Origin of the sequence: Amycolatopsis sp. NPDC051045, assembly GCF_040682955.1 — a bacterium.
In the GTDB taxonomy this organism is placed as follows: Bacteria; Actinomycetota; Actinomycetes; order Mycobacteriales; family Pseudonocardiaceae; genus Amycolatopsis.
This window is the reverse complement of the sequence record NZ_JBFBCC010000009.1, coordinates 121,997-141,030: the sequence shown is the minus strand read 5'-3', so window position 1 is coordinate 141,030 and position 19,034 is coordinate 121,997. Positions and strand designations below refer to the sequence as shown.

General features: G+C 73.7%; 23 protein-coding genes. 15 read left to right on the top strand and 8 right to left on the bottom strand.

Annotation, left to right across the window (positions count from 1 at the left end; genetic code table 11):
• Position 1 precedes the first annotated feature (1 nt).
• Positions 2 to 406, top strand: coding sequence for a CrcB family protein (locus AB0M80_RS22475; protein ID WP_364567965.1), 405 nt, complete (start codon positions 2 to 4; stop codon positions 404 to 406).
• Positions 403 to 777: a fluoride efflux transporter CrcB gene (gene crcB, locus AB0M80_RS22470; protein ID WP_364567962.1), complete on the top strand. Its 375-nt coding sequence runs from the start codon at positions 403 to 405 to the stop codon at positions 775 to 777. Before AB0M80_RS22475 ends, crcB begins: the two co-directional genes overlap by 4 nt.
• 6 nt (positions 778 to 783) lie before the next feature.
• On the opposite strand, the gene AB0M80_RS22465 is transcribed toward crcB, so the two are convergent.
• Genes AB0M80_RS22465 through AB0M80_RS22455 form a run of 3 tightly spaced genes read right to left on the bottom strand, consistent with a single transcriptional unit; the run spans position 784 to position 4,729 of the window.
• On the bottom strand, positions 784 to 1,734 hold the full coding sequence (locus AB0M80_RS22465) for an LLM class F420-dependent oxidoreductase (RefSeq protein ID WP_364567960.1): 951 nt from the start codon (positions 1,732 to 1,734) through the stop codon (positions 784 to 786).
• Positions 1,731 to 3,830: a prolyl oligopeptidase family serine peptidase gene (locus tag AB0M80_RS22460; protein ID WP_364567957.1), complete on the bottom strand. Its 2,100-nt coding sequence runs from the start codon at positions 3,828 to 3,830 to the stop codon at positions 1,731 to 1,733. The genes AB0M80_RS22465 and AB0M80_RS22460 overlap by 4 nt, the downstream gene beginning before the upstream one ends.
• Before the next feature lie 20 nt (positions 3,831 to 3,850).
• The gene (locus tag AB0M80_RS22455; RefSeq protein WP_364567955.1) at positions 3,851 to 4,729 is read right to left on the bottom strand and encodes a PPK2 family polyphosphate kinase; all 879 of its coding nucleotides are present in this window, start codon (positions 4,727 to 4,729) and stop codon (positions 3,851 to 3,853) included.
• A 159-nt stretch (positions 4,730 to 4,888) separates the two neighbouring features.
• Between AB0M80_RS22455 and rocD the strand changes: the two genes are divergently transcribed.
• On the top strand, positions 4,889 to 6,121 hold the full coding sequence (rocD, locus tag AB0M80_RS22450; RefSeq protein ID WP_364567953.1) for an ornithine--oxo-acid transaminase: 1,233 nt from the start codon (positions 4,889 to 4,891) through the stop codon (positions 6,119 to 6,121).
• A gap of 82 nt (positions 6,122 to 6,203) precedes the next feature.
• Positions 6,204 to 7,562 carry a DUF2252 domain-containing protein gene (locus AB0M80_RS22445; protein WP_364567950.1) on the top strand — a complete coding sequence of 453 codons (1,359 nt, stop codon included), beginning with the start codon at positions 6,204 to 6,206 and terminating at the stop codon, positions 7,560 to 7,562.
• Between the two features lie 52 nt (positions 7,563 to 7,614).
• Here AB0M80_RS22445 and AB0M80_RS22440 read toward each other — a convergent pair whose 3' ends face one another.
• Positions 7,615 to 8,496, bottom strand: coding sequence for an FAD-dependent oxidoreductase (locus AB0M80_RS22440; protein ID WP_364567947.1), 882 nt, complete (start codon positions 8,494 to 8,496; stop codon positions 7,615 to 7,617).
• A gap of 77 nt (positions 8,497 to 8,573) precedes the next feature.
• Here AB0M80_RS22440 and AB0M80_RS22435 point away from each other — a divergent pair, with 77 nt between their 5' ends.
• A complete protein-coding gene (locus AB0M80_RS22435; protein ID WP_364567945.1) occupies positions 8,574 to 9,140 on the top strand; it encodes a phosphatase PAP2 family protein in 567 nt (188 codons plus the stop codon).
• Here AB0M80_RS22435 and zapE read toward each other — a convergent pair.
• Complete coding sequence (gene zapE, locus AB0M80_RS22430; protein WP_364567941.1) at positions 9,094 to 10,113, bottom strand: cell division protein ZapE; 1,020 nt, start codon at positions 10,111 to 10,113, stop codon at positions 9,094 to 9,096. The genes AB0M80_RS22435 and zapE overlap by 47 nt on opposite strands.
• Before the next feature lie 88 nt (positions 10,114 to 10,201).
• Between zapE and AB0M80_RS22425 the strand changes: the two genes are divergently transcribed.
• The 10 genes from AB0M80_RS22425 (at position 10,202) to AB0M80_RS22380 (ending at position 16,845) form a co-directional block, all read left to right on the top strand.
• Positions 10,202 to 10,942, top strand: coding sequence for a pyrimidine reductase family protein (locus AB0M80_RS22425; protein ID WP_364567938.1), 741 nt, complete (start codon positions 10,202 to 10,204; stop codon positions 10,940 to 10,942).
• The gene (locus AB0M80_RS22420) at positions 10,939 to 11,493 is read left to right on the top strand and encodes a sigma-70 family RNA polymerase sigma factor (RefSeq protein ID WP_364567936.1); all 555 of its coding nucleotides are present in this window, start codon (positions 10,939 to 10,941) and stop codon (positions 11,491 to 11,493) included. Before AB0M80_RS22425 ends, AB0M80_RS22420 begins: the two co-directional genes overlap by 4 nt.
• A complete protein-coding gene (locus AB0M80_RS22415) occupies positions 11,493 to 11,900 on the top strand; it encodes a hypothetical protein (protein WP_364567932.1) in 408 nt (135 codons plus the stop codon). Before AB0M80_RS22420 ends, AB0M80_RS22415 begins: the two co-directional genes overlap by 1 nt.
• A 90-nt stretch (positions 11,901 to 11,990) precedes the next feature.
• Positions 11,991 to 12,428, top strand: coding sequence for an Asp23/Gls24 family envelope stress response protein (locus AB0M80_RS22410; RefSeq protein WP_364568563.1), 438 nt, complete (start codon positions 11,991 to 11,993; stop codon positions 12,426 to 12,428).
• Between the two features lie 34 nt (positions 12,429 to 12,462).
• Entirely contained in the window at positions 12,463 to 12,639 is a 177-nt protein-coding gene (locus AB0M80_RS22405) for a hypothetical protein (protein ID WP_364567929.1), read from the top strand.
• Positions 12,636 to 12,986: a hypothetical protein gene (locus tag AB0M80_RS22400; protein ID WP_364567926.1), complete on the top strand. Its 351-nt coding sequence runs from the start codon at positions 12,636 to 12,638 to the stop codon at positions 12,984 to 12,986. The genes AB0M80_RS22405 and AB0M80_RS22400 overlap by 4 nt, the downstream gene beginning before the upstream one ends.
• Positions 12,987 to 12,988: 2 nt before the next feature.
• Positions 12,989 to 13,525 (top strand): DUF6286 domain-containing protein, encoded by a 537-nt coding sequence (locus tag AB0M80_RS22395; RefSeq protein ID WP_364567923.1) that lies wholly within the window; start codon positions 12,989 to 12,991, stop codon positions 13,523 to 13,525.
• Positions 13,522 to 14,121 carry an alkaline shock response membrane anchor protein AmaP gene (locus AB0M80_RS22390; RefSeq protein ID WP_364567920.1) on the top strand — a complete coding sequence of 200 codons (600 nt, stop codon included), beginning with the start codon at positions 13,522 to 13,524 and terminating at the stop codon, positions 14,119 to 14,121. Before AB0M80_RS22395 ends, AB0M80_RS22390 begins: the two co-directional genes overlap by 4 nt.
• A gap of 27 nt (positions 14,122 to 14,148) precedes the next feature.
• Positions 14,149 to 15,228, top strand: a complete 1,080-nt coding sequence (locus tag AB0M80_RS22385; RefSeq protein ID WP_364567918.1) for an ATP-dependent DNA ligase — start codon at positions 14,149 to 14,151, stop codon at positions 15,226 to 15,228.
• Positions 15,229 to 15,297: 69 nt separating this feature from the next.
• Positions 15,298 to 16,845 carry an alpha/beta hydrolase gene (locus AB0M80_RS22380; protein WP_364567915.1) on the top strand — a complete coding sequence of 516 codons (1,548 nt, stop codon included), beginning with the start codon at positions 15,298 to 15,300 and terminating at the stop codon, positions 16,843 to 16,845.
• A 109-nt stretch (positions 16,846 to 16,954) separates the two neighbouring features.
• Here the strand turns inward: AB0M80_RS22380 and AB0M80_RS22375 are convergent, their stop codons facing one another.
• From AB0M80_RS22375 to AB0M80_RS22365, 3 genes are read right to left on the bottom strand one after another with little or no spacing between them, the layout of a single operon-like run.
• On the bottom strand, positions 16,955 to 18,103 hold the full coding sequence (locus AB0M80_RS22375) for a DUF6596 domain-containing protein (protein WP_364567912.1): 1,149 nt from the start codon (positions 18,101 to 18,103) through the stop codon (positions 16,955 to 16,957).
• A 3-nt stretch (positions 18,104 to 18,106) separates the two neighbouring features.
• A complete protein-coding gene (locus tag AB0M80_RS22370; protein WP_364567909.1) occupies positions 18,107 to 18,553 on the bottom strand; it encodes a VOC family protein in 447 nt (148 codons plus the stop codon).
• A 28-nt stretch (positions 18,554 to 18,581) separates the two neighbouring features.
• Positions 18,582 to 18,992: a YciI family protein gene (locus AB0M80_RS22365; RefSeq protein ID WP_364567907.1), complete on the bottom strand. Its 411-nt coding sequence runs from the start codon at positions 18,990 to 18,992 to the stop codon at positions 18,582 to 18,584.
• Between the last annotated feature and the right edge of the window lie 42 nt (positions 18,993 to 19,034).

Genomic DNA, 19,034 nt, shown 5'->3' with positions numbered 1-19,034 from the left:
GGTGATCGGCGTGCCCCGGTGGGACGTCCTGCTCACCATCGGCGCCGGCGGCGCGCTCGGCAGCCTCGCCCGCTACGGCCTGTCGGTGGCGCTCCCGCACGCGCGCGGCGAGTTCGCCGTCGCGACGCTGCTCACCAACGTGCTCGGCTGCCTGCTCATCGGCGTCCTGATGGCAATCCTGACGACCACCGCGCGCCCGCACCCGCTGCTCCGGCCGTTCCTCGGCGTCGGGATCCTCGGCGGCTTCACGACGTTCTCCACGTTCGTGACCGACACCCTCGACGCGGCGACGACCGGGCGGCTCATGCCATCGTTGGCGTATGTGACCGCGTCGCTGGTGCTGTGCCTGACGGCGGTCGCGGCCGGGCTGACGGCGACCCGAGCCGTGCGAAAGGGACGCGCATGACGCCGGTCCTGGTGGCCCTCGGCGGAGCGGCGGGCTCGATCCTGCGCTACCTGACCGACCGGCGGGTCCAGCGGTGGCGCAACTCGCCGTTCCCGTGGGGCACGCTCACGGTGAACATCGTGGGCTCGGGCATCCTGGGCTTCCTCAGCGGCTGGCTCCTGCACGGCGCGGAGCCGTCGTCGGTGCGCGCGCTGGTGGCGGTGGGCTTCTGCGGCGGCCTGACGACGTTCTCCACGTTCGGCTACGAGACAGTCCGGCTCTTCCTGGAAAAGACGCGGTTGTACGCGGTGCTGAACGTCGTGGTGACGGTGGCCGCGGGCCTGGCGGCCGGCGCCGCCGGGCTCGTGCTGGCCACCGTCACCTTCAGTTGAGAAAGGTCAGCGCGGCGCCAGGCCACGCACCTGCTCGAAGGGATCCTCGCCCGTCGGCAGCAGCGCGACGATCGGCGTCGTCAGCCCGTTGTCCACATAGGCCTGGACCTGCTCCCGGCACGACTCCACGCTGCCGTGGATCACCAGCTCGTCGACGACCGAGTCCGGGATCACCTGGTTGGCCTTCTGCCGGTCGCCCGCCTTCCAGGCTTCGTGCATCGGCGCCAGTGCCTCGCCGCGGCCCAGCCAGTCGTGGAACGCCGCGTACACCGGGACCGTCAGGTAGCTCGAGATCAGCATCCGGCCCAGGCCGCGCGCCGCCTCCGCGTCTTCCGTCGGGCAGACGAAGATCCGGGCCGCCAGCTCGACGTCGGGACCGACGACGGAACGCACCCGGGGGACGTCCGAAGCCGCCAGCCAGTTCGTGATCGCGCCGTCGGCTTCGCGCGCCGCCAACCGCAGCATGCCCGGACGCAGGGCCGCCAGCATGACCGACGGCGGCGGGTCCGTGGGCCGCTCCAGCCGGAACTTCGACACCGCGAACGTCTCGTACTTCTCGCTGACCTTCTCTCCCGCCAGCGCCGAACGCAGGAAGCGCAGCGTGTCCCGAGAGCGCGCGAAAGGCTCTTCGAAAGCGGCCGCGTTCCACTGGGAGACGATCACCGGCGAAGACGCGCCGATGCCGAGGACGAACCGGCCCGGGGCCAGCTCCGCGACCGTCGCCGCCTGCATCGCCAGCAGACCCGGGCCGCGCGTGTACACCGGCACGATCGCCGTGCCGAGGCGCAGCTGGGGTGCCCACTGCGAAGCCAGCACCAACGGCGTGAACGCGTCGGTGCCCGCCGTCTCGGCCGTCCACGCGTCGGTGTAGCCCAGGTCCGGCAGCTGCTCGACCAGCTCGCGGTGCGCCGTCAGCGGCACCCCGGTCAGCGGAATCGTGATGCCCCAGCGGCTCATGAAATCTCCTTTTCGACGCTGGAAAGCTCGCGCAGCAGCCAGTCCACCTGCGTGCGCATCAGGTTCTCCGCGACCTCTTCGGCCTGCGGCGTCATGTGGGTGGCGCCCGCCAGCGGCAGGAAGACGTGCGGGCGGCCCTTCGCCAGCAACGCCGACGACAGCCGCAGCGCGTGCGCGACGAACACGTTGTCGTCGGCCAGCCCGTGCACGATCAGCAGCGCGCGGCTCAGCTCGCCCGCGCCCTCGATCAGCGAGTTGTGCGCGTAGCGGGCGCTGTGCTCTTGTGGCTTGCCCAGATACCGCTCGGTGTAGTGGGTGTCGTACAGCGACCAGTCGGTGACCGGCGCGCCCGCGACCGCCGCGTGGAAGACGTCCGGCCGGCGCAGCACCGCCAGCGCCGACAGGTACCCGCCGTAGGACCACCCGCGGATCGCGACGCGCTCGGTGTCCAGCTCCGGAAACTGCGAAGCCGCCGCCTGCAGCGCATCGACCTGGTCCTGCAGGGTGACGTCCGCGAGGCGCCCGGCGATCTCGCGCTCCCAGACCGCGCCGCGGCCGGGGGTGCCGCGGCCGTCGGCGACGAGCACCGCGAAGCCCTGATCGGCCAGCCACTGCGAGGTCAGGAAACTGTTGCGGCTCTGCAGCACGCGCTGGGCGTGCGGGCCGCCGTACGGGTCGAGCAGCACCGGCAGCTTGCCCTCGCTCGGCTCGTACCCGCGCGGCAGCAGCAGCGCCGCGCGCAGACCGCGCTCGCCCAGCGTCAGCCAGGTCAGGTTCGGCACGACGTCGGGGTCCACAGTGGACGACTCGATCGACGCCACCGGCGCGCCGTCCCGCAGCACCGAGACGCGCGGGCCGCTGTGCTCCAGGCTCCACGACGAAAGCACGGTGACCGCGGCGGACCCGGCCCCGACGTGCACGCCGTCCACAGTGGACAAGCGGCGGACGGAAGCACCTTCCGTCCGGAAGACGTGGATCTGGGTCGGGTCGTCCTCGGAGGCGCTGAACAGGATCTCGGCGCCGACGTCGAGGACCGCCCGCAGCTGCAGCCCGGCCGGGGTGACGGCCTCGCCGCCGACGAAGAGCCGGTGGTCGCCGTCGACCACGCCTTCGGTCACCAGGCGCCCGTCGGGCGTCCACGCCGGGACGCCGCCGACGATGTCGACCCAGTGCTGGTCGGTGGCGGTGTGCACGACCGTCGTCGTGCCGTCGGTGACGTCGAGGGCGAGGACGTCCATCCGCTTCTGGTCGCGCGGCTGCACGGCGAGCAGCGGCGCGCCGCCGGCCGACCAGTGCACCGACGCCAGGTACTCCCATTCGCCGGGCGCGACGTCCACGCGGGAGCCGTCGAGACCGAGCACCGCCAGCGACACCAGCGCGTTCGTGGTGCCCGCGGCCGGGTAGGCGACGACGTTCGCCGGGTGCTGCGGGTGGGCGGGGTCGGCGATGGTCCAGCGCGGGACCGGGCCGCGGTCGGAGCGTTCGGCCAGGATGCCGCGGCCGTCCGGGGCCCACCAGTAGCCGCGGGTGCGGTCCATCTCCTCGGCGGCGATGAACTCGGCGAGGCCCCAGGCGATGTCCTCGCCGTCCTCCTCGACGAGCACGCGGTCGTCGCCGGTGGCCAGCTCGAGCACGTGCAGGCGCCGGTGCTGCACGTACGCGACGTGGGTGCCGACGGGGTTCGGCCGGGGGTCGATGACGGCGCCGTCGACACGCAGCGTCACCTCGCCCGAAGCGAGATCCAGGGTGTAGAGCTTGCCCGACAGCGAGAACACCGCGACGGTGAAGCCCGCGTCGACGGCGTAGTGGACGACGCCGCCGCCGGGCTCGCGGGCCCGTTCGCGCCGCGCGCGCTCTTCGGCGGGCAGCTCCTCCTCGCCGGGCAGCAGCTCGGCGGCGTCGACGAGCTTGGTCTCGGTGCCGGTCGCCAGGTCGGCCGACCAGAGGCTGTGCCGGGGGTCGGTGCCCGACTCCGCGCGCAGGAACAGCACGCGCGAGCCGTCCGGCGCGACCCGGAACTCCTTCGGCGCGCCGAGGGTGAAGCGCTGGGTCCGGGCCTGTTTGCGGAGGAAGGGGAGGTCGTCGGCTTCGGTCACGCCCGCACTCTTCCAGACGATCACGAGGAGACGCCAACACCCTTCAGCTTGGCCAGCTTGGCCAGCTTGGCCAGCTTGGCCAGCTCGGCGTCCGCGTCGAAGTCCGGCTCGGGGAACGCCGGGCGGAGGTCCGCGATGGTTTCGATGAGCAGCTCGGCGACCGCCCAGTTGCGGTACCACTTGTGGTCGGCCGGCACCGCGTACCAAGGCGCGTGCGGGGTCGACGTCTTCTCGAAGATGTCGGCGTAAGCGTCTTGGTAGGCCGGCCAGTGCGAGCGCGCGTCGAGGTCGCCCGGGTTGTACTTCCAGCGCTTCTCCGGCGTGACCAGCCGGGCCTCGAGCCGCTTCAGCTGCTCTTCCGGCGAGATGTGCAGGAACACCTTGACCACGGTGGTGCCCGCCTCGGCCAGTTCCGCCTCGAACGCGTTGAGCTCGGCGTAGCGGCGGCGCCGTTCGGCCTTGGTGAGCAGCCCCGAGACGCGTGGGACCAGGATGTCCTCGTAGTGCGAGCGGTCGAAGACACCGATCTGGCCGGGCGCGGGCAGCTGCTTGCGGATCCGCCACAGGTAGTGGTGCCGCCGTTCGGCCGCGGTCGGCTTCTTGAACCCGGCGTAGCGGACGCCCATCGGGTTGACCAGGCCGAGCACGTGCGACACCGTGCCGCCCTTGCCGGAGGTGTCCATGCCCTGCAGCACCAGCAGGACGCTGCGCCGGCCACCCCCGACGCCCTCGGCGTAGAGCGCCTCCTGCAGCGCGGAGAGCCGCTCGCCCGCGCTGTCGAGCCGCTCGAGCGCCTTGGCTTTCTTGCCGGGCCCGACCGGGGCCGAACCCGGGTCCGGCAACGCACCGCCGACGCGCAGCGCGTCCCGGACCGGGCTGCCGTCATCCTTCTTCGCCATCCGACGAAGCTACCCGTTCAGGCGACAGCCTTCTCGGTGAAGAACTCCAGCAGGGCTTGCAACGATTCGAGGGTGCGATGCGGATATTGCGCAACGAACACCGGGTCAAAGCAATGATTCCCGGCTGAACTCTGCGTGTTCTGCCTCTAACCTGAACACATGACGACGTTCGCCGGCCGGGAGACCGCCGCCCCCACCGCCGCGAGCTTCATCGAGCTCGACGAGCGGTGGAGCACGCACAACTACCACCCGCTGCCCGTCGTGATCGCCGAAGCCTCGGGCGCCACGGTGACCGACGTCGAAGGCCGGGACTACCTCGACTTCCTGTCCGGGTACTCGGCGCTGAACTTCGGCCACCGCCACCCGGACCTGATCGCCGCCGCCGTCGAACAGCTCGGCCGCGTCACGCTGACCTCGCGGGCGTTCCACCACGACCAGCTCGGCCTGTTCTGCTGCGAGCTGGCCGAGCTGACCGGCACCGAGCTGGTGCTGCCGATGAACTCCGGCGCCGAAGCCGTCGAGTCCGCGGTCAAGATCGCCCGCAAGTGGGCGCACCGCGTGAAGGGCGTCCCGGACGGCACCGCGGAGATCATCGTCGGGGCTGAAAATTTCCACGGCCGGACCACCACGATCGTGTCGTTCTCCACCGACGAGACCGCCCGCGCCGACTTCGGCCCGTTCACCCCGGGCTTCGTCACCGTGAAGTACGGCGACGCCGCCGCGCTGCGCGACGCCATCACCCCGCGCACCGCCGCCGTGCTCCTGGAGCCGGTGCAGGGCGAGGCCGGGGTCATCGTGCCGCCGGAGGGCTACTTCGCCGAGGTCCGGCAGGCCTGCGACGAGCACGGCGTGCTGCTGATCGCCGACGAGATCCAGTCCGGGCTGGCCCGCACCGGCACCGTGCTGGCGCTGGACCACGAAGGTGTCCGCGCCGACGTCTACACCCTCGGCAAGGCCCTCGGCGGCGGGATCCTGCCGGTGTCCGCGGTCGCCGGCCGCCGGGACGTGCTCGGCGTGCTGAAGCCGGGCGAACACGGCTCGACCTTCGGCGGCAACCCCCTGGCCTGCGCGGTCGGGCGGGCCGTGGTGCGCCTGCTCGGCACGGGTGAGTTCCAGCGGCGGGCCACGGAGCTGGGCGCCCACCTGCACACCCGGCTGAACGCGCTGATCGGGCACGGGCTGGCGGAGGTCCGCGGCCGCGGGCTGTGGGCGGGCATCGACATCGCCCCCGGCGGCCCCGAAGGGCGCGCGGCGTCCGAGGCACTGGCCGACCGCGGCGTGCTGTGCAAGGAAACCCACGAGCGCACCCTGCGCGTCGCCCCGCCGCTGGTGATCACCCGCGAGGAGCTGGACCGCGGCATCGACGCGATCGCCGAGGTGATCCGCGCCTGAAACCACCCGGACGCCGCCGGGTGAGCCTCCCGCCCCGGCGGCGTCCGGGAGCACAACGTCCCGTCCGGACGTTGGGCCCGGTATGGGATCAGGGGACTGGGTGGAACGGCCGCTGGTCGGCACCGTGAGCGTGACGCCGGCCGAGCTGTACGAACAGGGGAAGCGGCTCCGCGAGAAGACGCCGGCCGCGGCGCACGACCACGAGGCGGCCGCCGCGGACCGGCCGACGCCGCACGAGTACTTCGAGGCCACCAACGCCGGACGGCTGCCGGAGCTGACCGAACTGCGGCGGGAGCGGATGCTCGCGTCGCCGTTCACCTTCTTCCGCGGCGCGGCCGGGCTGATGGGCGCCGACCTCGCCGGCACGCCGTCGTCCGGGGTCACCGCGCAGCTCTGCGGCGACGCGCACGCGGCGAACTTCGGGCTCTACGGCACACCCGAAGGCAAGATCGTGATGGACATCAACGACTTCGACGAGACCGTGCCGGGCCCGTGGGAATGGGACCTCAAACGGCTGGCGGCCAGCCTCGTGCTCGCCGGCCGTGAAGGCGGCATCCGCGAGGCCGGCTGCCGCGAGGCCGCCGAAGACGCCGTGAAGTCCTACCGCCGGACCGTCCGCGCGCTGGCCGAGCTGCCGTTCCTGCGGTCGTGGAACGCGCTGCCGGACTCGTCGGTGCTGTCCAAGGCGCGGGCCGACGAGCTGATCGACGACTTCGCCGACGCGGCCGAGAAGGCCCGCAAGAACGACAGCGCGAAAGTCGCGGCGAGGTGGACCGAGCGCGTCGACGACCACGAGACCGGCCTGGCCCGCCACCGGTTCGTCGCGGACCCGCCGGTGCTGACGCACGTCGGCGAAGAAACCGCCGAGGCCGTCGCCGCCGGGCTGGCATCCTATGTGGACACGCTACGCGAGTCGCGGCGCACGCTGATCGCGCGGTACCGGCTCGCCGACGTCGCCTTCCGCGTCGTCGGCACGGGCAGTGTCGGCCTGCGCAGTTACGTCGCCCTGCTGCACGGCAACGACGACGAAGACCTGGTGCTGCAGGTGAAACAGGCGCAGCAGCCCGCCCTGGCGCCGTATCTGGACCTGCCGCCGGCCGCGCACGAAGGGCAGCGCATCGTCGACGGCGCCCGGCTCGTGCAAGCCGAGACCGACATCCTGCTCGGCTGGACCACGATCGACGGCGTCCCGTTCATCGTCCGCCAGTTCCGCAACCTCAAGGGCGACATCGACCCGGCGGCGCTGGAGAAGGACCACCTCGACGACTACGGCAGGCTGGCCGGGGCGCTGCTCGCCCGCGCCCACACGCGGTCGCTGCACCCGAAGCTCCTGTCCGGCTACTTCGCCGAGGACTCCGAGCTCGACGAGGTGATGGGCGCCTACGCCGTGCGGTACGCCGACCGGACGGAGGCCGACCACGCCGCCTTCTCCCGGAGCTGACCGGGGAACCCACGCCCCGACGGGAACCACCTTCGCGCCCGCGGCGCGCTCATCACGCTGTGACCAGCTCGGTGACGTCCGCGGCGCAGCCCCAGGCCAGGGTGATTCCCGCTCCCCCGTGCCCGTAGCAGTGCACCACGTCGCCCACCCGCTCCAGCCGCACCTCGCGGCGGAACGGGCGCAGGCCCACCAGTGACCGCAGCACCTCCGCGTCCGCCAGGCGTGGCTCCAGCTCGCGGCAGCGGCGCAGGATGTCCGCCGTCACCGCCGGGTTCGGGTCGGTGTCGCCGCGGCCCGGCTCCTCGGTGCCGCCGCACACCACGTGGCCGCCGTGCGGGATCACGTACGTCACGCCCGGGCCCGTCTCGTCGACCACGAACTCCGACAGGCCCGGGTCGGTCACGTGCACGACCTGGCCGCCGACCGGCACCATCGTCGCGTCGCCCGCCAACGCGCCCGCGCCGAGGCCCGCCGCGTTGACCACGACGTCCGCGCCGAGTCCCCGCAGCGACGTCAGGGACCGGTACTCCACCCGCACGCCCAGCGCGCCCACCCGGGCGAGCAGCCACTCCAGGTAGACCGGCGTGTCGACCACCGCCGTCGTGAACTCCACGCGGTCGCCGTCGCGGGTCGCGTCGTCCACCGCCGGGAGCCACTGCGGGTCCGGCTCAGCCGCCGCCAGCAGGACCCGGCCGCGGCGGAAGCGGACGCCCGGCGTGTCATGCCCGCGGAACACCGCGAGGCTCGCCGCGGTCCACCGCACGATCCGCTCGTCCAGGCGATCGCCCGGTGGGTACACCACCCCGCCCGCGACCGCCGACGTCGACTCCCGCGGCGGGGCCGCCGCCACGACCGTGACGTCGTGGCCCGCTTCCGCCAGCCGGTACGCGCAGCTCAGCCCGACGATCCCGGCGCCGGCGACGGTGACCCGCATCCGTTCCTCCCAAGTCGGTCCCCCCGGCATGGTGACGCACCCGCGGCAGCTCCGGGGCCCCGGCTACCCTCGCGCGGGTGAGGACGATCCGGGTACCGGCCGCGGTCTGCGGCCTGCTCGCGCTGCTGCTGGGCCTGCCGTTCGCCGGCGGGACCACGCCCGGCGCGGTCGACGACGCCGCCGCCGGCGCCGTGGCCCACCTGAGCCCCGGCGTGCTGCGGGTCCTGGTGTTGCCGACCGAGCCGTACGTGGTGCTCGCGCTGGGCCTGCTCGCGGTCTTCCTGTGCCTGCGTGCCGGGCGGCGGCGGGAGGCGGGACTCGCGCTCGCCGCGCCGGTGCTGGCGATCCTGCTGACGAGCTGGCTGCTCAAACCCCTGTACGACCGGTGGAAGAACGGCACCCTGGTCTACCCGAGCGGGCACACGGTGAGCCTGGTGGCGGTGCTGACGGTGCTGGTCCTCGTCACGCGCCGCGTGGTCGTGGCGGTGCTGGCCGCGGTGGCGCTGCTCGCCGCGGCGGCCGGGCTGGTCGGCATGGGCTACCACTACCTCACCGACGTCGTCGGCGGGACGCTGTTCGCGGTGGCGGTCGTGCTCTTCAGCTGGCCGGCACCGCGTCCCGCGCCAGTGCCGTCAACCGGCTGACCGCGCGCAGGTACTTCTTGCGGTAGCCGCCGTTCACCATCTCCTCGGTGAACAGCGTCGGCAGCGGCTCGCCCGACACCACCAGCGGGACGGCCCGGTCGTAGAGCCGGTCGGCGAAGGCGACCAGCCGCAGCGCCACGTTCTGGTCCGGCGCCGGGTGGATGTCGCGCAGGTGCACGCGGGTGACGCCGTCCAGGAGCCGTCCGTAGCGGGAGGGGTGCAACGAAGCCAGGTGCTCGCACAGCGCGTCGAAGTCGTCCACAGTGGATCCTTCGTGCGCTTCGGCGGACGACTCCAGCTCGTCGGCGGAGACCGGGGGCGGGGCGTCCGGCAGACCGCGGTGGCGGTAGTCCGGGCCGTCGACGCGGACCACGCCGAAGCGGGCCGACAGCGTCTGGATCTCGCGCAGGAAGTCCTCGGCGGCGAACCGGCCCTCCCCCAGCTTCTCCGGCAGGGTGTTCGACGTCGCCGCGACGTGCACGCCCGCGTCCATCAGCTCCTGCAGCAGCCGCGTGACCAGCGTGGTGTCGCCCGGGTCGTCCAGCTCGAACTCGTCGATGGCCAGGATCCGGTGCTCCGCCAGCCGCCGCACGGCCTCGGCGAAGCCCAGCGCGCCGACCAGGTGGGTCAGCTCGACGAACGTGCCGTACGCCTTCGGCGACGGCGCGGCGTGCCACGTCGAGGCGAGCAGGTGGGTCTTGCCGACGCCGAACCCGCCGTCGAGGTAGAGCCCCATCGGCCCGGACGGCTCCGCCGAACCGCCGAAGAGCTTGAACCGCTTCTTCTCCCGGCGAGCGCCGACCTTCGCGGCGAAGTCCGAGCAGGCACCGACCGCGGCGGCCTGGCTGGGCTCGTCGGGATTCGGGAGGTAGGTGTCGAACCGGACGGCGTCGAAGCGCGGCGGCGGCACCAGCGCGCCGATCAGCTCGTCGGCGGACAACTCGGGACGGCGGCCGGTCAGGTGCGCGGGCATGGTCGCAGAGCCTATCCGCGCACCTGGTGCCGGTCAGCGGCATATGCCCCGGTAGAGACGTGCTTCACGCCCGTGCTGGGATGATCACGTGCGGAGCGTGTGGCCCCTTGCGACGGGCGAGCTGACCGGGACGGACCTCGAAGGGATCTACGCCTATCCGGCCGATCTGTCCAGACCCTGGGTGCAGGTCAACTTCGTCGCGTCGGCCGATGGCGCCGCCGAGATCGACACCACTTCGGCGGGGCTGTCGCACGCCGCCGACCGGAAGGTCTTCCTGCTCGGCCGCGACCTCGCCGACGTGCTCCTGGTCGGCGCCGGCACCGTCCGCGCCGAGGACTACCGCGGGGTCGTCGCGGGCGCGAAACGCCTGGAGCGCAGACGACGTCTCGGGTTCGTCGGTGTCCCGCCGATCGCCGTGGTCACGCGCACCGCGGACCTGGACCCCGCGTCCCGGCTGTTCACCGAAACCGCCGTGGCCCCGATCGTGGTCACCACGGACACCGCCGACACGCGCGCGCTCGAAGCCGCCGGGGCCGAAGTCCTGCGGGCGGGCGAGGAAGACGTCGACCTCCCCCGCGCCCTCGGCCTGCTCGCCGCCCGCGGGCTGCGCCGGATCGACTGCGAAGGCGGCCCCGCGCTCTTCGCCCGGCTCGTCGCCGCCGACCTCGTCGACCAGCTGTGCCTGACCGTCGCGCCGCTGCTGGTGGCCGGCCCGGCGGGCCGGATCGCCGCGGGGGCCGCGCCGGCGGTGCCGCGCCGGCTCGCGCTGGCGTCGATCCTCGTCGAGGACGGCTTCACGCTGCTGCGCTACCGCCGGGACGCCGGGTGAGCGACGACGCCGTCCTGCTCGCCCGGGCCGCGGGCGGTGACGACGCGGCGTTCGGCGCGCTGGTGCGGCGGCACACCCCGCGGATGTACCGGGTCGCGCTGCGGATCACCGGCAGCGCGGCCGAGGCCGAGGACGTCGTGCAGGAGGCGTGGCTCGCCGCGTGGCGCTCCCTGGCCGGCTTCCGGCAGGAATCGGCGGTGTCGACGTGGCTCTACCGCGTCGTCACCAACAGCGCGCTCGCCGTGCTGCGCCGTCGCCGGCCGACGCTCTCGCTCGACGACCCGGCCCCACAGTCCACTGTAGACACGGCGTTGCTCGCTGCGGCGGTGCCCGGCCCCGAAGGGCGCGTCGTGCGGGCGGAAGAGGTCGACGCGGTGCTGCGGGCGGTCGGCAGGCTCGAGGTGTCCCAGCGCGTGCCGTTCGTGCTGCGCGAGCTGGAGGGCCTGAGCTACGAAGAGGTCGCCGAAGTGCTCGACGTGAACGTCGGCGCCTTGCGTTCCCGGCTGCACCGGGCCAAGGTGGCGCTGCTCGCCGAGTTGAGGGAGCGGTGATGGCCGAGACCGAGGAGCCCGAGCGGGACCCCCGCTGGGAAGCCGTGCGCGCCGCGGCCCGGCGCCGGGTGCCGACCCCGCCCGGCCTGGTCGAACGCGTGCTGCGGGCGGTCGCGCGCGGCCGCCGGACGGCGGTGGAGGTGCCCGGCGAGGCGGGCCGCCCGCGCGGCCCCGAAGGCGTCGTCGCCCGGCTGGCCCGGGCGATCGCCGCGGACCGGGCCCCGGACGGCGTGCGGGTTTCGGCCGTCGCGGTCGAGGACGACGTCGTGCAGGTGCGGGTGTCGGTCCGGCCCGGCGTCGTGGCCGGCGAAGCCGCCGAGGCGCTCCGGCGGGAGATCACCGCCGAGCTGGCCCGGCAACTGGGGGGCGCGGTGAACGTGCACGTCGTGGACGTCCACCCGGGGTGAGCGTTACCCCGATCGGGCGACCTTGCGTGAGGATTTCCCCCTTCCGGGCATCGTAAGCGCGTGAACCCGCCGCGAGAGGAACCCGCACGCATGCACCCGGAACGGACCGAAAGCCCCGGCACGGTCACCCCGCTCAACGAAGAGGGCACCGCCGGCCGCACCACCATCTCGTCGCTGGTGGTGCAGAAGATCGCCGGCCTGGCCACCCGGGAGGTCGCCGGCGTGCACACGCTGGGCGGCGGCGGGGTGTCGCGCGCGATCGGCGCGCTGCGCGAACGGATCCCCGGCTCCGGCACGGTCACCACCACCGGGGTGTCGGTCGAGGTCGGCGAGAAGCAGACCGCGATCGACCTCGACCTCGTCGTCGAGTACGGCGCGCGCATCACCGACGTGGCCCGCGCCGTGCGGCGCAACGTGATCACCGCGGTCGAGCAGATCACCGGCCTCGAGGTGATCGAAGTGAACATCGCGGTCAACGACATCTTCCTGCCCGGCGAGGAAGAACCCGAATCGGCGCGCGTGGAATGACCACGCGGCACGGTGACCCGTCCAAGGAGGACATGTGAGCGCAACGCAGACCGGGCTTCTGGCCGGCTTGATCCTCGGCTTGGCCGCGACCCAGGGGTTCGCCGCGTTCCTGGTGACCCTGGCCGTCGGGATCATCGGCCTGGTCGCCGGCCGGGTCCTCGACGGCGAACTCGACCTCGGCGAGCTGTTCGGCAAGGGCCGCGACAAGTGAGCCCCGCCCTGGACGTGCCGCGGGAGCTCGCCGAACCGGCCGAGCGCGGCACCCTCACCATCGGTCACGCGGTGGTCCGCAAGGTCGCCCAGCACGCCGCCGGACAGGTGCCGGGCACCGCGCGGGACGGCAAGAAGGGGCCGAAGGCGAAGGTCGGCGGCCACGACAATGACGTCGACCTCGCGCTCGACCTCGCCCTGCGCTACCCGGCGGCGGTTCGCGCGGTCGTCGGGGACGTGCGGGCGAAGGTGGTCGAGGAGGTCGAGCTGCTCACCGGCTACCACGTGCGGACCCTGGCCGTGACGGTGTCCGCGCTGCTGCCGGACGTCCCGCCGAGGGTGCGGTAGCCGTGCGCCCGTTCGTCCGCATCCTCGCCACCCTGCTCGGCCTGGCCGCGGCGGCCGCCGGGGCGCTGCTCGCCCTGGAAGTCGGCTGGCACTGGTGGCGCCCGGGCTCGGCGCCGCTGCTGGTGCCGTGGCCGCGGTGGCGGGCCGAGCTCGCGTCGCTGGGCTGGGACGCCTACGCGGTGCGCGTCGGGGCCGGCGTCCTGGCCGCCGCGGGCCTGCTCCTGGTGGGGTGCGCGCTGGCCGCCGGGAACCGCGCGGTGCGGCTGACCGACCCGGCCGGCGAGGTGAGCGTCTCGACGTCGCCGCGCTCGCTGGCCCGGCTGGTCGGGCTCACCGTGCGCGCGCAGGACAACGTCGCCGGCGCGTCGGTCACCGCGAGCGCCCGCCGCATCCGCGTCCGCGCGAAGAGCACCCTCGAAACCGAGGGCGAGCTGCGGCCGCGGCTCCTCGCAACGGTGTCCGCGCTGCTCGACGACATCCCGCTGGTGCGACGGCCGAAGGTGACCGTCGTGGTCGATTCGCCGAAGGACCGCCGATGAGCAAGACCGCCGCCGCGAAGGCCCTTTCCCGGTCCTCCACGGGCGAACGCACGCTGACCTTCCTCGTCGGGCTCCTGGCCTTCCTCGGCGGGACGCTGGCCCTGGTGGTCGGCCTCGGCGGGCTCGGCGAGTTCCGCGGCCGCCGTCCGCTGCTGGACCCGATCGCCGTGGACTGGCTCGGCGGCCACGCCACGCCCGCGCGCACCACCGCGATCGTGCTCGGCGTCCTGCTGTTCGTGCTCGGCCTGCGCTGGGCCCTGCGCTCGCTGCGCCCGGAACCGCGGCCGGACCTGGAGCTCGACCGCACCGAAGGCGCCGAGCTGGTGGTCACCGCGGCCGCGGTCGCCGGCGCGGTCCAGGCCGACGCCGAACAGCTCGCCGGCGTCAGCCGCGCCCGGGTCCGCGCGGTCGGCTCGCGCACTTCTCCGGCGTTGCGCATCACCCTGTGGCTGCACGAAGGCACCGACCTGAAAGGCGTCTGGGCGGAACTCGACGAGCGGGTGCTGGCCAGGGCCCGTGCCTCGCTCGGCCTGGCGTCACTGCCTGCCGCGGTGCGTCTGGAACTCGACACGAGCCCGGCGAAACGCGTGCGCTGAGCCGGGCTTTTCCGCAGAATGCGGGGCATGCCCCTACCGCTGCAGCCGCCGCTGAAGCCGATGCTCGCCAAGCCCGCGAAGGCCATCCCGGACTCCGGTGGCCTGCTGTTCGAACCGAAGTGGGACGGCTTCCGCTGCATCGTCTTCCGCGACGGCGACGAGCTGTACCTGCAGTCCCGGGCGGAAAAACCGCTCAACCGGTACTTCCCGGAGGCGGTCGCGCGGCTGCTGGACATCCTGCCGCCGCGGGTCGTGCTCGACGGCGAGCTCGTCGTCGCGCGCGGAGGACGGCTCGACTTCGACGCCCTCACCGAGCGCATCCACCCCGCCGCGAGCCGGATCACGCTGCTGTCGGCCGAGCAGCCCGCCGAATTCGTCGCCTTCGACGTCCTGGCCCTCGGCGACGAGGTCCTGCTCGACGAACCGACGTCCGTGCGCCGCGAACGGCTCGTCGAGCTGGCCGGCGCCCGGTTCCCGCTCACCCCGGCCACCACCGACCCGGCCACCGCGCGGCACTGGTTCGAGCTGTTCGAGGGCGCCGGCCTCGACGGCGTCATCGGCAAGCCCCTCGACGAGCCCTACACCCCCGGCAAGCGCGTGATGGTCAAGTACAAGCACGTGCGCACCGCGGACTGCGTGCTCGCCGGGCTGCGCTGGCACGTCGACGGCGGCCCCGGCGAACTCGTCGGCTCCTTCCTGCTCGGCCTGCACGACGAGAAGGGCGTGCTGCACCACGTCGGCACCGTCGGGTCGTTCCCCAAGGAACGCCGCCGCGAGCTGGCCGAAGAGCTGGCCCCGCTGGTCACCGACGGCGAAGACCACCCGTGGGGCGGCCGGGCCACCGGCGAGGCGCAGCGCATCCCCGGCGGCATCACCCGCTGGCGCGCCACCGAGCACGAATGGGTGCCGCTGCGGCCCGAGCGCGTCGTCGAGGTCGCCTACGAGAACACCGAAGGCGGGATGCCGTCGCGGTTCCGGCACAACGCGCGGTTCGTGCGGTGGCGGCCCGACCGCGAACCCGCGTCGTGCGACTACGGCCAGCTCGACGAGCCGGCCCGCTACGACCTCGACGCCGTCTTCCGCGGCCAGGTCGTGCGGACCCGCTAACCCGCGTCCCACACCGGCCGTGCGAAGCTCGGCTCGCCCGTGATCGACGTTCTACGTGAGGACACCCCCGTGCGCCGCCGCCGTACCCGTCTCCTGGCCGCGCTGCTCGCCCTGGCCGCCGCCGCGGGCTGCGCCGCCGGGCCGTCGGTTCGCCCGGCGCTGGTCGAGAACGACGGGAAGACGACCGGCAGCACCCCCGCCGGGACGCCGGGAGTGCCCCTGCCGCCGCTGGGCGAGCCGCAGTCGGCCTCGCTGAAGTGGGGTGACTGCGACGACGACACCCGCCAGCGCATCGGCACCCCCGGCGTTCCGGACAGCCTGCACTTCACCTGCGCCCGCGTCACCGCGCCGCTCGACGCCCCCGGGGAGCCGCGGCGGTCGGTGGTGCGGCTGCTGGCGCTGAAGGTCGGCAGCGGCCCGGTGCCGCTGGTCGTGGTCAACGACATCGACGGCGAGCCCGGCACCGTGTACGCCGCGCGGCTGGCCGCGACGCTGCCGCCCGCGTTCCTGGAGAAGTTCTCGCTGATCGGCCTGGACCGGCGGGGCACCGGGCTTTCCGGCGCCGCCCAGTGCGTCCCCGCCGACATCCGGCACGACCTCATCGACGCCGACCCGGCGGAAGGCGGCCTGGCGGACGTGCTGGACGCGGCCCGCAAGGCCGGCCAGCAGTGCGCCATCGAGCTGGACGACTCCCAGACCGCGCTCGACAGCTGGCGCAGCGCGGGCGACCTCGACGAGCTCCGCAAGCAGCTGGGGATGGAGCGGCTCGACGCGCTCGGCCACGGCGACGGCTCGAAGGTGCTGGCCGAGTACGCGGTGCGCTTCCCCGGCCAGGTCGGGCGGATGGTCCTCGACGGCGTCCCCGACCCGGGCGCCGACACCGCCGCGGTCCTCGACGCGGTCGCCGCCGGCGCCCAGTCCACATGGGACGTTTTCGCCGCGGACTGTGCGACGCGGCACTGCGCTCTCGGCGATCCGAAAGCGGCGCTTTCGGCGCTCACCGACCAGCTGCGGCGCACCCCGCCGTCGACCGGCGACGGCGTCGCGTTCGGCCCGGGCGTCGCGATGTTCGCCGTCTACTCGGGACTCGCGCAGCGCTCCCGGTGGCCGGAGCTGGCCGACGCGATCACCGCGGCGCGCTCCGGGGACATCGGTCCCCTCACCGCGTTCGCCGCGCCGGTGCTGCGCGACACGCGGGCCCAGCCGTCGCGGATCGACGCCACGATCGCGACCCGCTGCAACGACAGCCAGACCCGCCTCTCGGCCGACCAGCTCGACCAGATCGTGGCCGGCATGCGCGGCAAGTACCCGCAGTTCGGCGCGGTCGTCGCCCAGCAGCTGGCCTGGTGCGGCCCGTGGCCGGTGCGCACCGAGCCGCTGCCGCCGCCGGGGGCGCCCGGGGCCCCGCCGATCCTGGTCGCGGCCACCGCGAGCGACCCGGTCACGCCCCAGGTCGGCAGCACCCGCGCGGCCGACCAGATGCCGTCCGCGGTGACGATCACCTGGCAGGGTGCGGGTCACGGCGCGATCGGCGTCTCCCCCTGCGTCACCGACGCGGCCCGCGCCTTCCTGATCGACGGCAAGATCCCGGCGGACGGCACCCTCTGCCCCGCCTGACCGACGTAACCCGCGTGATCGAACCCGGATCCGACGTGATCAGAGCCGTAACTCGCGTGATTAAGGCCGTAACTCGCGAGTTACGGCCTTAATCACGCGAGTTACGGGCTCAGTCACGCGAGTTCCGGGTGTTGAGGCGGGCGGCCTGGCGGGTGAGGTGGTCGACCTCGGCGAGGTTCGACGCTTTTGCCGCGGCCTCGGCGTACAACCTCGCCGCCGTCTCCAGGTCACCGTCGCGCTCGTGGAGGTACGCCGACACCGCGGTGTAGCGCGGCACCGTGTCGTCCAGCTTCGCGAGCGCCGCCAGCCCGGCACGCGGCCCGTCCGCTTCGCCGACGGCGACCGCGCGGTTGAGCCGCACGACGGGGCTGCCGGTGAGGCGGAGGAGCTCGTCGTACCACTCGACGATCTGCACCCAGTCGGTCTCCGCGGCGGCCTGCGCGTCGGCGTGCAGGGCCGCGATGGCGGCCTGGGCCTGGAACTCGCCCAGCTGGTCGCGGGCCAGCGCCGCCTGCAGGATCGCCACCCCTTCGGCGATCAGCGCGGTGTCCCACCGCGACCGGTCCTGGTCGGCGAGGGGCACCAGGCTGCCGTCGGCCGCGGTCCGGCTGGCGCGCCGGGCGTGGTGCAGCAGCATGAGGGCGAGCAACCCGGCCACCTCGGGGTGGTCGATCGCCGCCGCGAGCTGCCGGGTCAGCCGGATGGCCTCGGCCGCCAGGTCGACGTCCCCGGAATAGCCCTCGTTGAAGACCAGGTAGAGCACGCGCAGCACGGTGGCGACGTCGCCGGGCTGGTCGAACCGCACCCCCGACACGGTCCGTTTGGCGCGGCTGATGCGCTGCGCCATGGTCGCCTCGGGCACCAGGTACGCCTGCGCGATCTGCCGCGTGGTCAGCCCGCCTACGGCCCGCAGCGTGAGTGCGACCGCGGACGACGGCGTCAGCGACGGGTGGGCGCAGAGGAAGTACAGCCGGAGCGTGTCGTCCACCGCCGCCGTGGGCCCGGGCGCCACCTCGGTGTCGACGACGTCCTCGCGGTTGCGGCGGGCGGCGTCCGCCCGGGTCGCGTCGAGGAACTTGCGCCACGCCACGGTGACCAGCCAGCCCTTCGGGTCCCGGGGCGGGTCGGCCGGCCACGCGCGGAACGCCTCGACCAGCGCCTCCTGGACGGCGTCCTCGGCCGCCGCGAAGTCGGCTCCGCGGCGGACGAGGACGGCCAGGACGCCCGGGGTGAGGCTCCGGAGCAGGGCTTCGTCCACGCCTCAGCCGATCCGCTCGGCCAGCTCGACGATGATCCCCTCCGGGCCGCGGACGTAGCAGAGCTTGAAGCTGTCCTCGTACTGCACCAGTTCGCCGACGAGCTCGGCGCCGTGTGGCCGCAGGCGCGCCAGGACGTCTTCGATGTCCGCCACCTCGAACAGGAGGTGGCGGAGCCCGGGCGCGTTCGCCGGCGCATCGGGGTCCCCGCCCGGCCCCGCCGGGGTCCGGTACCGGATGAGCTCCAGCTTCCCGTGGCCGCCCGGCGTCCGCAGCATCGCCAGGTCCGACCGGACGCCGTCCAGCCCGGTGATGCGGTCCACCGCGTGGCCCTCGACGGTCATCTCGCCTTCGACCTCGAGCCCGAGCTCGGTGAAGAACGCCTTCGCCGCCTCCAGGTCCCCGACGACGACGCCGACGTGCTCCAGCCGCGGCAGCACCCGGTCACCCATGGTGCTTCCCCTCCCGCAGGCCGTCCGGTCATTCCGTGATGGTGGGCGGGGCCGTCAGGAACGGGCGCAGCTCGAGCCACTCGTGGATCGGCTGCCCGCCCGGGCCGGGTGCGGCCGACAGCTCCGCGGCCAGCTCGAGGGCGCGTTCGTAGCTGTCGACGTCGATCACCGTCCAGCCGGCGATGAGGTCCTTGGTCTCGGGGAAGGGGCCGTCGGTGACCGGCGGCCGTCCCTCGCCGTCGTAGCGGACGAACGTCCCCTCCGGGGCGAGCGCCTGGTGTTCGACGAACTCGCCGGTGGCCTCGAGCTTGGCCCCGAAGTCCTGCATGTACTGGACGTGGGCCGAGATCTCCGCCGGCGTCCACTGGTCGATGGGCGCGTCGCAGTTCGCCGGGGCCGGGGCGCCGCGGTAGTGCTTGAGCAGCAGGTACTTGGCCATCGTCGTGACTCCTCGGTGGTCGGGCGACCCATTCTGGCCGCT